The sequence below is a fragment of the Amycolatopsis sp. CB00013 genome (assembly GCF_001905755.1).
In the GTDB taxonomy this organism is placed as follows: Bacteria; Actinomycetota; Actinomycetes; order Mycobacteriales; family Pseudonocardiaceae; genus Amycolatopsis; species Amycolatopsis japonica.
Genome location: NZ_LIWC01000006.1, coordinates 679,882 through 692,634, shown reverse-complemented (window position 1 = coordinate 692,634; position 12,753 = coordinate 679,882). Strand labels below are relative to the sequence as shown.

The window sequence follows — 12,753 nt, the reverse complement described above, 5'->3', positions numbered from 1 at the left end:
AACACAACCCATTAGGCCTCCTTGAGGGACCCAGAGTCCCTCAAGGAGGCCTTCACGGAACTTCAGCCGGCGCCGATGAGCCGCAGCGCCGACTGCAGCCGGTGCTCACCCCGTGCCGCGGCCCGGATGGCACCCGCCTTGCGCACCCGCTCCAGCTCACCGGGGTCGGTCAGCAGCGCCAACGCGCGTTCCCGGACCGGCCGCAGCTCCTCGATGAGCGCCTCGGCGACGGCCTCCTTCACCTGGCCGTAGGAGTCGAAGCGGTCCGCGAGGACCTCGGGCTTCTCGCGGGTACACGCCGCGAGGATGTCCAGCAGGTTCGCCATCCCCGGACGCGTATCCGGCGCGTAGGCGGGCTTCGACCCGCCGTCGGTCTTCGCGCGCTTGACCTTCCGACGGACCTGGTCGGGCTCGTCGAGGACGAAGATCACCCCGGCCTCTTCCTTCGTCGACTTCGACATCTTCCGCGTCGGCTCGGCCAGATCCATGACCCGCGCGCCGGCGGGCGGCAGCACCGCCTTCGGCATGGTGAACACGTCGCCGTAGGTGGTGTTGAACCGCTTCGCCAGCGTTCTCGCCAGCTCGACGTGCTGCCGCTGGTCCTCGCCGACCGGGACCTCGTCCGCGCCCTGCAGCAGGATGTCGGCCGCCATCAGCACCGGATAGGTCAGCAGGGAGAGCCGGACCCCGGCGCGGCCCTTCGACTTCTCCTTGAACTGGATCATCCTGGCGGCCTCGCCGTAGTTGCAGGTGCACTCGAGGACCCAGTTGAGGGCGCCCAGCTCGCGGGCTATGTCGGACTGCACGAACACGCGATCAGGTTCGATCCCGGCCGCGATCAGCACGGCCAGCTGCTCCGACGCCATCGAGCGCAGTTTCGCCGGATTGTGCGCGTTCGTCATGGCGTGCAGGTCGGAGACGAAGTACAGGTCGTCCGGCCCGCCCTCGTCGGCCCAGCGCCGGATGGCCCCCAGGTGGTTCCCGACGTGGACGTGGCCGGACGGGGTGATCCCGGACAACCTGATCATCTGCCTTCTTCCTTCCGGATTCGGGCCGCCCCAGGGTCCGGGCACGAAAAAGGCCGCCCGGTGGGGCGGCCTGGTGGTGCGCTCGTCTGGTTCAGCGCAGGACTGCGGGGCCGCCGGAGGGCGGCCACCACTGGGCGTTCTGCGCGCGCATGCCGACGATGGTACCGCAGCCCGAAAAGGAAGGGCAGATCACTCATTCCGGGCATTGCGCGTCAACACTTCATATCAGCCCGGCCAGTACGTCCGTCATATTGGAGATCCGGGTCTACCTTCAACTCATGTTTGTCGTCCTGCTGACCTACACCGCGCCCATCGAAGAAATCGACTACGTGCTCCCTGATCACGCCGACTGGCTGACCAAACAGTACGAACACGGCAATTTCCTCGCCTCCGGCAGGCGCAACCCGCGCATCGGCGGCGTCATCATCACCAAGCCCATGGCCAGGGGAAAGCTGGACGCGATCCTCGCGACCGACCCCTTCTCGATCAAGCACATGGCTACCTACGAGGTGATCGAGTTCTCGCCGACCCGCACCGCGCCGGAACTGCGGGCCATCAACGAGGCGGTGGTGCACTGACGATCTTCTAAGCGGCCTTCGCGATCTTCGTTTTCGCCTTTTTCAGTGCGAGAACGGGGCATTTGCCGCACCGCGACTTCGACCGGCAGCATTTCTTCTTGACCTTGCCGGACTTCATCCATTTGCGCACGAGCTTGTGCGGGTCGTCGGGTAGTTTCTTGCCCACGCGCGCTCCTTCTCCGACCGGTGTCGGCGACCTCTACACGTTAGGTGAGCCTAACCGATCTGGGGGCGTGGGGCTGCTCACAGTCGGGCTACAGGTATCCTGGTGTGGTCCGCGTATGGCCAAAGTCGGCCAGGCGTGTCTCGAACGCGCGAGCGCGGGCACCACACCCGAACTTGAAACCTTTGGAGCCTTCGCGTGCCCGCAGCCAGCGCCACCGCAGTCGATGCCGGCCGCTCGTCCGGCAAGACCCGGCCCGACCTGCGCAACGTCGCCATCGTCGCACACGTCGACCACGGCAAGACGACCCTCGTCGACGCCATGCTCCGGCAGTCCGGCGCCTTCGAGGAACGCGCCGAACTCGTCGACCGCGTGATGGACTCCGGGGAGCTCGAGCGGGAAAAGGGCATCACCATCCTCGCGAAGAACACCTCCATCCACCGCGAGACCGAGAACGGCCCGGTGACCATCAACGTCATCGACACCCCCGGCCACGCGGACTTCGGCGGCGAGGTCGAGCGCGGACTGGCCATGGTGGACGGTGTCGTCCTGCTGGTCGACGCCAGCGAGGGCCCGCTCCCGCAGACCCGGTTCGTGCTCCGCAAGACCCTCGAGGCCGGCCTGCCGGTGATCCTGGTCGTCAACAAGACCGACCGGCCCGACGCGCGGATCTCCGAGGTCGTCGAAGAGACCCACGACCTCCTGCTCGACCTGGCCGGTGACATCGAGGACGCCGATCTCGACGCGATCCTCGACCTCCCGGTCGTCTTCGCCTCCGCCCGGTCCGGCAAGGCGAGCCTCGAGCAGCCCGCCGACGGCGCCGTGCCCGAGAGCGAGAACCTCGACCCGCTGTTCGAGACCCTGCTGCGCCACGTGCCGCCGCCCTTCGCGGACAAGGAAGGCCCGCTGCGCGCGTTGGTCACCAACCTCGACGCGTCGAACTTCCTCGGCCGTATCGCGCTGATCCGCATCCACTCCGGCAACCTGCGCAAGGGCCAGACCGTGGCCTGGATGCGCGAGGACGGCAGCATCCAGAACGTCCGGATCTCCGAACTGCTCGTCACCGAGGCGCTCACCCGCGTCCCGGCGACCGAGGCCAGCGCGGGCGAACTGGTCGCGATCGCCGGTATCCCGGACATCACCATCGGCGACACGCTGGCCGACGTCGAGAACCCCGAGGCGCTGCCCCGGATCGCCGTCGACGAGCCGGCCATCTCGATGACCATCGGCGTCAACACCTCGCCGCTGGCCGGCCGCAGCGGCGGCGACAAGGTCACCGCGCGGCTGGTGAAGGCGCGGCTGGACCAGGAGCTCATCGGTAACGTCAGCATCAAGGTGCTGCCGACCGAGCGCCCCGACACCTGGGAGGTCCAGGGCCGTGGCGAGCTGGCGCTGGCCATCCTCGTCGAGCAGATGCGCCGTGAGGGCTTCGAGCTGACCGTCGGCAAGCCGCAGGTGGTCACCAAGACGATCGACGGCAAGCTGCACGAACCGTTCGAGCGCCTGTCGATCGACGCCCCGGAGGAGCACCTCGGCGGCATCACCCAGCTCCTCGCCGCCCGCAAGGGTCGCATGGAGCACATGGGCGGGCACGGCACCGGCCGCATCAAGCTCGACTACGTCCTCCCGGCGCGTGGCCTGATCGGCTTCCGCACCGACTTCCTCACCGAGACCCGCGGCACCGGTATCGCGAACCACGTGTTCGAGGGCTACTTCCCGTGGGCGGGGGAGATCCGCACCCGTCACTCCGGTTCGCTGGTCGCCGACCGCTCCGGCCCGATCACCGCGTACGCGATGATCCAGCTGGCCGACCGCGGCACCTTCTTCGTCGAGCCCGGCGCCGAGGTGTACGAGGGCATGGTCGTCGGGGAGAACCCGCGCGCCGAGGACCTCGACATCAACATCACCAAGGAGAAGAAGCTGACGAACATGCGTCAGTCCTCCGCCGACGTGATGGAGACGCTGGCCCGCCCGCGCAAGATGGGTCTGGAAGAGGCGCTGGAGTTCTGCTCCGTCGACGAGTGCGTCGAGGTCGCCCCCGACGTCGTCCGGATCCGCAAGGTCACGCTGGACGTCAACCAGCGCGCCAAGGAGCGCAACAAGATGAAGAACCGCGGCTGAGCCGACCGGCCAGGTGGGTGGCGAGACCGCACTCACGTGATCGAAGCCGGAACTCGCGTGATCAGAGGCGGAACACCCGAGTGCGGCCTTCGATCACGTGAGTCACGTCCCTGATCACGCGAGTCACGCCTCCGCTCACGCCGCGGCCTGGGCCGCGAGGGCGTCCGGCTGGACACGCGTGTCGTCCACTCGATCACGCGTGTCGTCCGTCTGATCACGCGTGCCGTCCCAACGCCGAGGGCGCCTGCTCACTCACCGTGAGTAGGCGCCCTTCGCCGTTTCCGGCCCCGAATGCGGTCACGCACCGTATTCGGTCGAGCGTTCTTCGTTAAAGAAAGGTCCTTTCCGTACAATTTCGGGGAAAGCCGATCCTCCTTTTCGGACGGTGTTCACAACACCGGAACGGACGCGGCGCAACGACGGCGGGGCGGCCGCTCGCGCCGGTTCGCCGAATGCGGATCCGGACCGCCGTGAAACAAAAGTTCCTAAACGCGTCCGGATAGGACTCGCGATCGCGATCGTTGCGGCCATGAATCGTGCGGTGGCGAACATTCCGGCGGCCGTTCCGGAATGTTCCGGGTTTGCGGAACCGATTGCCGGAGTATCGCGTTCCGGTGCCGCCGAAAAGCCTCGGCGCGGCAGGAACCCCGAGGGGCTCCCGGACGTCCACCGGGGGAGGACGGCATCCGGTCGGGCGACGGCCGGGCCGATATGGGAATCTCGCTGCCGAGGCCATGTCCGGCGTGATAGCTCTATGGCGACGGGGCGAGGGACAAACCAGGAGGATCCAGGCGTGCGGTCACGGACCACAGCGGCACCCATGCTGGCGTGCGCGGCGGTGCTCCTCGCCGCCTGCAGCAACACCCCGCCCCCGCCCGTGGTCAGCTCTTCAGCCTCTCCGGTGAGCACGTCGACCACGAAGACGCCTTCGCAGGTCGTCGTGGGTGTCGACGACGTCCTCGGCGGCTACAACCCCCACAACCTCGCCGACGCGTCCCAGGTGACGTCGGCGCTCTCGCAGCTGCTGCTCCCGTCGGTGTTCCGCCCCAAGGACGACGGCAGCTTCGAGCTGGACAAGAACCTGATGAAGTCCGCCGAGGTCGTCTCGCAGCAGCCGTTCACGGTCGCGTACACGATCCGCCCGGACGCCTCCTGGTCCGACAGCGCGCCGATCGCCGCCGAGGACTTCGCGTACCTCCGCGAGGCGATGCGCGATCAGCCCGGTGTCATCGGCGCCGCCGGCTACCGGCTGATCTCGGACATCCAGTCGCGCGAAGGCGGCAAGCGGGTCGAGGTCACCTTCTCCAAGCCGTATCCGGGCTGGCAGACGCTCTTCGACAATCTCCTGCCCGCCCATCTGCTCAAGGACGCCCCGAACGGGTGGCAAGGCGCGCTGGCGACAGCGTTCCCGGCCGTCGGCGGCCCGTACTCGATCAAGGGGCTCGACACCGCGCGCGGAGAGGTCACCCTGGAGCGCAACGAGCGCTATTGGGAGAAACCCTCCGCCCTCGACCGGATCGTGCTCCGTGCGGCCGATCAGGAGGGCACACTGGCCGCCCTGCGCAGCGGCAACGACCAGTTCGCGATGACCATGACCGACGGCATCGGCCTCAAACGGCTCGGCGAACTCGGCTCCGCCGTCCAGCTGCACACGGTCGCGCGCCCCACGGTCGCGCAGATCCTCCTGCGGCCGGTGAGTCCGACGCTGTCGGATCCCAAGGTGCGCGAAGGGGTCACCGCGCTGATCGACCGCGGAAAGCTGATCACCGAGGCGGCCGACGGAGGCCCGTCGGACAAGCTCCGCGCCGACGCCCAGGTCCGCGTCCCGTCGGCCCCCGGTTTCCAGCCGACGATCCCGGCCCCCGGCCCGCCGTCGGCCGCCGACCCGGTCAAGGGCGAGGAACTGCTCAAATCCGCCGGATACACCAAGGAAGCCGGAACCTGGCGGAAGAACGGGAAGAACCTTTCGCTGGTCGTCGCGTCGCCCGCCAAGAAGGAGCCGTACGCGACGATCGCCAAGGAACTGACGGCCCAGCTGGTGGCGGCGGGAATCGAGGTCAACGCGATCGCGCCGCAGCCGAGGGAGCTGTTCTCGACGCTGCTCGCCATGCCGGTGCTCAACGGGATCCAGCAGACGACGCCGGAGGGTGCGGGCAACGTCGGCATCGACATCGCGGTGATCGGCCAGGTCACCGGTGGTGCGGACGTCGCTTCGGCGCTGGCGTCGAGCTTCGGCTGCCGCCCCGATCAGCTCGCCGACAAGACCAAGGCCGTCGTCCCGGCGAACCCGCTGGGCTTCTGCGATCCGGCCCTGCAGCCGTCGATCGACGCCGCGCTGACCGGCACCACCCCGGCCGCGGACGCGCTTTCGGCCCTCGAACCGGAATTGTGGCGTCGGAATGTTGCCATTCCGTTGTTCCAGCTGGCCGATACCCTCGCCATCGGCTCTGGTATTTCCGGAGTAACCGCAGGTCCTCCTATGGTGGGCCCTTTCGGGTCGGCGGTGAACTGGACGAGGGGTCCGAAGTAGCCGTTTCGAGTCCGAGTCCGACCCTGGAGGGTGACCTTTCCCGGCACGTTCGAGTGGCGGACTGATTCCTCAAGGTAACCGATGTATTTCTCGATGTCGGCCGCAAGTTACCCTTTGGTCACGATCGCCCCGGAACTGGTGACTGTTCGTGCATTTCCTTTCTAGCGTGCACCCGCAGTGCGCCAAATGAGTGTCGCTTGGCGTGTCATAGGCTCCGGGCCATCTCACCGGAGCGGTGTGGGGTCCTGTTCCGATCTCAGGAGCCCAGTGCTAGGAGGGCACACTTCATGAGGAAGTCCAAGGCAGTCTCCGCCTGGTCGCTCGTCGCGGCCTCCGCGCTTGTGCTGAGCGCATGCAGCGGTGGCGACAGCGGCAGTACCGACCCGAACGGGTCGTCGACCGATATCAAGAGCATGGCGACCGGCAAGGCGCAGAACGGTGAGAACTTCAAGCTCGCGGACACCAAGGGCTACGAAGGCACCGTCACGGTGGGCATCGACGACGGGTACTCGGGCTACAACAACGACACGCCCGACACCAACACGTCGTACAACACCTACATCCTGACCGCCGTGCTCGCCGGTGCCGACGTGCTCGACGGCAACAACAAGGTGCTGCTGAACAACGACGTGTTCGACTCCTGGGAGGTCACCTCCAAGGCGCCGCAGACCGTCGTCTACAAGATCAAGCCGAACGTCAAGTGGTCGGACAACGAGGCGTTCGACTGCGACGACATGTACCTGTCGTGGCTGGCGCACTCCGGCAAGGCGAAGACCTCCGACGGCAAGCAGGCCTTCCTCGCCGCTTCGACGACCGGCTACCAGCTGATCAACGAGGCGACCTGTAAGGACGACCTGACCTTCGAGACCAAGTACACCGAGCCGTACCTGGACTACAAGGGTCTGTTCAACTCGACCGCGATCATGCCCGCGCACATCGTCGAGAAGAACTCGGGCGTCGCGGACATCACCAAGCTGACCCCGACCAGCGACGCCGCTCAGCTGGCGAAGGCCGGTGACTTCTGGACCAACGGCTTCAAGGGCTTCAAGGCCGACGTCATGCCGGCTTCGGGCCCGTACAAGATCACCGCGTTCGACGCCAACCAGAAGGCCGTCACGCTCGAGAAGAACCCGAACTGGATCGGTGGCAAGGGTGGCCCCTCCAAGATCGTCGTGAAGGCGATGGAGGACACCAAGGCCATGGCGACCGCGCTGCAGAACGGTGAGATCGACGTCGCCGCTTCGACCCAGCCCGACGCCACCGCGGCCAACACCATGAAGGGCCTTTCCGCCCAGGGTGTGACCTACGGTTCGGCCTCGCAGCTGACCTTCGAGCACATCGACCTCAACTACGGTCGTATGTTCAAGGACAAGGCCCTGCGCAAGGCGTTCTTCGAGGTCGTCAACCGCCAGGAGATCACCGACAAGCTCCTCAAGGAGGTCCAGGCCGACGCGACCCCGCTGAACAGCATCGTGTTCATGCCGGGCGAGCAGGGCTTCAAGGACCTGTACAGCAGCAAGGCCGGTCTGGGCGCCGAGGCCGCGGCCAAGACGCTGACCGACGCCGGCTGGGTCAAGGGTGGCGACGGTATCTTCGCCAAGGGCGGCCAGCGCGCGTCGTTCAAGATCTCGCACAACCAGAACACCCGCCGTCAGCAGACCGTCGAGATCATCATCTCGCAGGCCAAGGCCGCCGGTATCGAGATCACGGACGACCAGGACGCCAACTTCCTGAAGGGTGGCCGTCTCGCGGCCAGCGACTACGACGCCGCGCTCTTCGGCTGGTCCGCCGCTCCGTTCAAGGCCGAGCAGAAGTCGATCTACATCACCCGTGTCGACGACAGCAGCCAGAACTACCAGGGCCTGTCGAACCCGACGATCGACTCGTCCTTCGAGGCGGCCGTGAAGGCCACCGACGAGGCCGTGCAGCTGGAGAACTACCAGAAGGCCGACCAGGCGATCGCGGACGAGTACGCGACGCTGCCGCTGTTCCAGACCCCGTCCATGTGGGCGTTCAAGGGCATCGACCGCACTTACATGCAGTCGTACAACGGTGTCCTGTGGAACGTCGGTGAGTGGGAGCAGAAGAAGTAGGGCCTTCCGCCCCGCTTTTTCACCACTCGCTTACGCGATCCTGGTGGTACGGGGGTCCGGCCACAAGCCGGGCCCCCGTACCCGCCGGAAGTAGCTGTTGACCGTAGGGTTACCGCCACTACGGTGGACAACCGGGCAGCGGTCCAGCACTTCGGCGACCAGGCCCGGATGAGGAGCAGTTCGTTGAACCTGGTGATCTACATTCTTCGCCGTCTGGCGATATCGATTCCCGTCCTGTTGGTCGGGACTTTCCTGTGTTTCGTCATGGTCGCCGGCACCGGTGACCCGCTCGCCGAGATGAAGAGCAACCCGGCGATGAGCAAGGAAGCCATCGCGCAGATGGCCTCGCAGCTCGGGCTGGACCAGAGCATCGTGCCCCGGTACTTCACATGGCTCGGCAACTTCGTCACCGGCGACTGGGGCGTGTCCATCGCACAGGGCAACGCGCAGGCCCCGGTGTTCCCGAAGGTCATGGCCGCGTTCGAGGTCACCTTGAAGCTCGTGGTCGGAGCCGAGATCCTCGCGCTCATCCTCGGCGTCCTCGTCGGTGTGGTCGCGGCGGTCAAGCAGTACTCGATCATCGACTACATCGCCACCACGCTGGCCTTCCTGCTGTTCTCGATGCCGATCTTCTGTGTCGCCATCGTGCTCAAGCGGTACGCGATCGAGTTCAACGGCTGGGTGCGTGACCTGGGACTGTCCGACGTGCTCGGCAATCCCTGGATCCGCACCACGAGTCCGGAATCGCTGAATTTCGACGGTCCAGGCGGATTCCTGGCCAGTTACGTCGGCGCCTATCTGTTGCCGACACTGTCCATCATGGCCATCAGCTTCGCCGCCTACAGCCGGTTCCAGCGCGCTTCGATGCTGGAGACGCTGAACGCGGACTACGTGCGGACCGCGCGTGCGAAGGGACTCGCCAACGGCCGGGTCATCTTCCGCCACGCCTTCCGTAACGCGCTCATCCCGGTGACCACGCTGTTCTCCGTCAACTTCGGTGCCGTGCTCTCGGGCGCGATCATCACCGAGACGGTGTTCAACTGGAATGGCATGGGCAAGCTGCTCGTCGAAGCCGTGACCAAGAGCGATACGCAGGTGATGATGGGGTGGCTGGTACTCATCGCCAGCAGCATCATCATCGCCAACCTGATCGCCGACCTGATGTACGGCATCCTGGACCCGAGGATTCGCGTTGGCTGACTTGAACTCCCTTATCGCGGCGGAAGGCTCCAAGTCCGCCGACGGCACGCTCCCGGAAGAGGCGCTGCCCGAGCCCCAGAGTCAGGGCAAGCTGGTCCTGCGCAAGTTCCTGCGGCACAAGCTGGCCATGATCTGCACCGGCGTCCTGCTGTTGCTCGTGCTGACCGTCATCATCATGCCGATCTTCTGGCCGCACAGCTACGAGGACAGCTCCTTCCCGTCCTTCGCCAAGCCCAGCGCGGAGTATCCGCTCGGGACGACGCAGGTCGGCAAGGAAATGGTGTCGCAGATCCTGCGCGGCACCCAGTACTCGCTGCTGATCGCGCTCATCGTGTCGCTCGTCGCCACCACCATCGGCACCGTTTTCGGTGCCATGGCGGGGTATCTGCGCGGCTTCACCGACTCGGCGATCTCCCGTGTGACGGACCTGTTCCTGATCGTCCCGCAGATCGCCGCCGCCGCCATCCTGGCGAAGGTGTTCGGTGGCGGTACCTGGTACATCGTCGCGATGGTGCTGGCGGCCTTCGGCTGGATGCCGATCGCCCGTATCGCCAGGGCGGAGTCGATGTCGCTGTCCCAGCGCGAGTTCGTGGACGCCGCCCGCGCGTCCGGTGCCGGGACGTTCCACATCGTGTTCAAGCACCTGGTGCCGAACATGGTCGGCCTCATCACGGTCAACGCGACCCTCGCGATCGCGCAGGCCGTGCTGATCGAGGCGGCCCTGTCCTTCATCGGGCTCGGGGTGCAGCTGCCGGACACTTCGCTCGGCCGCGTCATCCTCGAGAACTACGCACAGCTGCAGGCGCGGCCGGCGCTGTTCTTCGGCCCGTTCATCGTGCTGGTGCTGATCTCGCTGACGATCAACTTCATCGGTGACGGCCTGCGGGACGCTTTCGACCCGCGCCAGCGCAAGATGAAGGCGTGATCTTCTCCGCGCGCTGACGCAAACGCGCCGAAGGGGCGCCGATCCGTTTCAACCTCAGGTTGGGCGGGAGGCGCCCCTTCATCGCGTTTCCGTGGGCCTCCGGCCCAAAAGAGGGCGCGCGGGGTGAAGTCTCCGGTCGGGCGCTGACGCGCCCTTCCCGGAGACGCCGGGGTGCTGTCCGGCGGAGCCTCACTCCCACGTACAGCGAAGGCCCCCTTCACCGCGTCTGGCGCGGTGAAGGGGGCCTTCGGGTACTGAAAGCGTCAGTCGGCCACCGGGGCCAGCTTGCCCGCCTCCCAGGCCGCACGCCGCTCGGCCTGCAGCACCGGGTCCGCGACCGGGGCGGCCGACAGCAGACGACGGGTGTAGTCCTCGCGCGGCGAGTGCAGCACCTGGTCACGCGTGCCGACCTCGACCAGCTTGCCGTGCTGCATCACCGCGACGCGGTCGGCCAGCAGGTCGACGACGGCGAGGTCGTGGCTGATGAACAGGCAGGCGAACTGCAGCGAGCGCTGCAGGTCCAGGAACAGGTCCAGCACGCGGGCCTGCACCGACACGTCGAGCGCCGAGGTCGGCTCGTCCGCGATCAGCAGCGCCGGGTCGAGCGAGAGCGCCCGCGCGATGGCGACGCGCTGGCGCTGGCCACCGGACAGCTCGTGCGGGTACCGGTTGCGGTAGTGGCCACCGAGCTCGACCTTGTCCAAAAGGGACGCCACACGCTCGTTCAGGGCCTTGCCCTGCAGGAACTTGTGCAGCACCATCGGCTCGGCGATCGATTCGCCGATGGTCATCTTCGGGTCCAGTGTGGACGCCGGGTCCTGGAACACGATCGAGAAGTAGCGGCGCAGCGGGCGCAGCTCCTTGTTCGACATGTTCGTGATGTCCTTGCCCGCGATCGACACGCTGCCCGCGGTCGGGGTCAGCAGGCGGATCGCGCAGCGGCCGACGGTCGACTTGCCGGAGCCGGATTCGCCGACCAGGCCGACGATCTCGCCCTTGGCGATGCTCAGCGAGACGTCGTCCACCGCGCGGTTCTTCGCCTGGCCGCGGCGGCCGGGGTACTCCAGCACGAGGTTCTTGATCTCGAGCGCGGGCGCGTTCTCCTCGATCACGGCGGCGAGCTCGGAGTCCTCCAGCCGGATCTCCTCGGCGATCTTCGTCGCCTCGTCGCTGTCGGCGGAGATGCCCTCGTCGTCGAGCAGGCGGCGGCCCTCGGGGCGCTGGCCGAGCACGGGCACCGCGGCGAGCAGCTTGCGGGTGTACTCCTGCGACGGCGACGCGAACAGCTCGCGCACCGGCGCCTGCTCGACGATGTTGCCCTGGTACATCACGACCACGCGGTCGGCGAGGTCGGCGACGACGCCCATGTCGTGCGTGATCAGCACGATCGCGGTGTTCAGGGTGTCGCGCAGCTTGCGCAGCAGGCCGAGGATCTCCGCCTGCACGGTCACGTCGAGCGCGGTGGTCGGCTCGTCGGCGATGATGACCTTCGGGTCGCACGAGATCGCCATCGCGATGACGACGCGCTGGCGCAGACCGCCCGAGAGCTGGTGCGGGTACTGCTTGAAGCGCAGCGGCGGGTTCGGGATGCCGACCATCTCCAGCAGCTCGATGGCGCGCTTGTCGGCGGCTTCCTTCGAGATGTCCTGGTGCGAGCGGAGGGCTTCGCGCAACTGCCAGCCGACGGTGTAGACCGGGTTCAGCGCGGTCATCGGCTCCTGGAAGATCATCGCGACCTGGTTGCCGCGGATCTTCTGGAGGTCCTTCTCCTTGAGATCGGCCAGGTTGCGCTCGCCGAGGCGGAGCTCGCCGGCGATCCGGCTCGTCTTCGGGAGCAGCCCGAGCACCGACATCGAGGTCACCGACTTGCCGGAACCGGACTCGCCGACGACGGCGACGATCTCACCCGGCTTGACGTCGAAACCGATGCCCTTGACGGCGTCGACCACGCCGTCGTCGGTCGGGAACGAGACGCTCAGGTCGGAGATGGACAGAACCGAACCCGACACGCCGCCGAGGTCCGACGATGCTGCTTCAGTGCTCACCAAGATGCCCTTCGTGGGGGTACATATGGTCACGGCGCAGTGCCCGTGACTCGCGCGAGGATAACCGAGA

9 protein-coding genes are annotated in these 12,753 nt (G+C 66.8%); 6 read left to right on the top strand and 3 right to left on the bottom strand.

The features are described from left to right. Window positions 1-62: 62 nt before the first annotated feature. Window positions 63-1,028, bottom strand: a complete 966-nt coding sequence (gene trpS, locus AMK34_RS36795) for a tryptophan--tRNA ligase (protein ID WP_073848395.1) — start codon at window positions 1,026-1,028, stop codon at window positions 63-65. Window positions 1,029-1,306: 278 nt separating this feature from the next. Between trpS and AMK34_RS36790 the strand changes: the two genes are divergently transcribed. After that, window positions 1,307-1,606, top strand: a complete 300-nt coding sequence (locus AMK34_RS36790; protein ID WP_037340953.1) for a YciI family protein — start codon at window positions 1,307-1,309, stop codon at window positions 1,604-1,606. A gap of 7 nt (window positions 1,607-1,613) precedes the next feature. On the opposite strand, the gene AMK34_RS43310 is transcribed toward AMK34_RS36790, so the two are convergent. Then, on the bottom strand, window positions 1,614-1,772 hold the full coding sequence (locus AMK34_RS43310) for a hypothetical protein (RefSeq protein WP_007028942.1): 159 nt from the start codon (window positions 1,770-1,772) through the stop codon (window positions 1,614-1,616). A 195-nt stretch (window positions 1,773-1,967) separates the two neighbouring features. Here AMK34_RS43310 and typA point away from each other — a divergent pair, with 195 nt between their 5' ends. From typA to AMK34_RS36765, 5 genes are all read left to right on the top strand, one after another. Continuing rightward, complete coding sequence (gene typA / locus AMK34_RS36785) at window positions 1,968-3,890, top strand: translational GTPase TypA (protein ID WP_038508522.1); 1,923 nt, start codon at window positions 1,968-1,970, stop codon at window positions 3,888-3,890. Between the two features lie 820 nt (window positions 3,891-4,710). After that, a complete protein-coding gene (locus AMK34_RS36780) occupies window positions 4,711-6,420 on the top strand; it encodes an ABC transporter family substrate-binding protein (RefSeq protein WP_073848394.1) in 1,710 nt (569 codons plus the stop codon). Between the two features lie 287 nt (window positions 6,421-6,707). After that, the gene (locus tag AMK34_RS36775) at window positions 6,708-8,513 is read left to right on the top strand and encodes an ABC transporter family substrate-binding protein (RefSeq protein ID WP_038508528.1); all 1,806 of its coding nucleotides are present in this window, start codon (window positions 6,708-6,710) and stop codon (window positions 8,511-8,513) included. A gap of 183 nt (window positions 8,514-8,696) precedes the next feature. After that, on the top strand, window positions 8,697-9,713 hold the full coding sequence (locus AMK34_RS36770) for an ABC transporter permease (protein ID WP_037342474.1): 1,017 nt from the start codon (window positions 8,697-8,699) through the stop codon (window positions 9,711-9,713). Then, entirely contained in the window at window positions 9,706-10,638 is a 933-nt protein-coding gene (locus tag AMK34_RS36765) for an ABC transporter permease (protein WP_143202720.1), read from the top strand. Before AMK34_RS36770 ends, AMK34_RS36765 begins: the two co-directional genes overlap by 8 nt. 263 nt (window positions 10,639-10,901) lie before the next feature. Here the strand turns inward: AMK34_RS36765 and AMK34_RS36760 are convergent, their stop codons facing one another. Further along, complete coding sequence (locus AMK34_RS36760) at window positions 10,902-12,683, bottom strand: ABC transporter ATP-binding protein (RefSeq protein WP_051972342.1); 1,782 nt, start codon at window positions 12,681-12,683, stop codon at window positions 10,902-10,904. Window positions 12,684-12,753 lie beyond the last annotated feature (70 nt).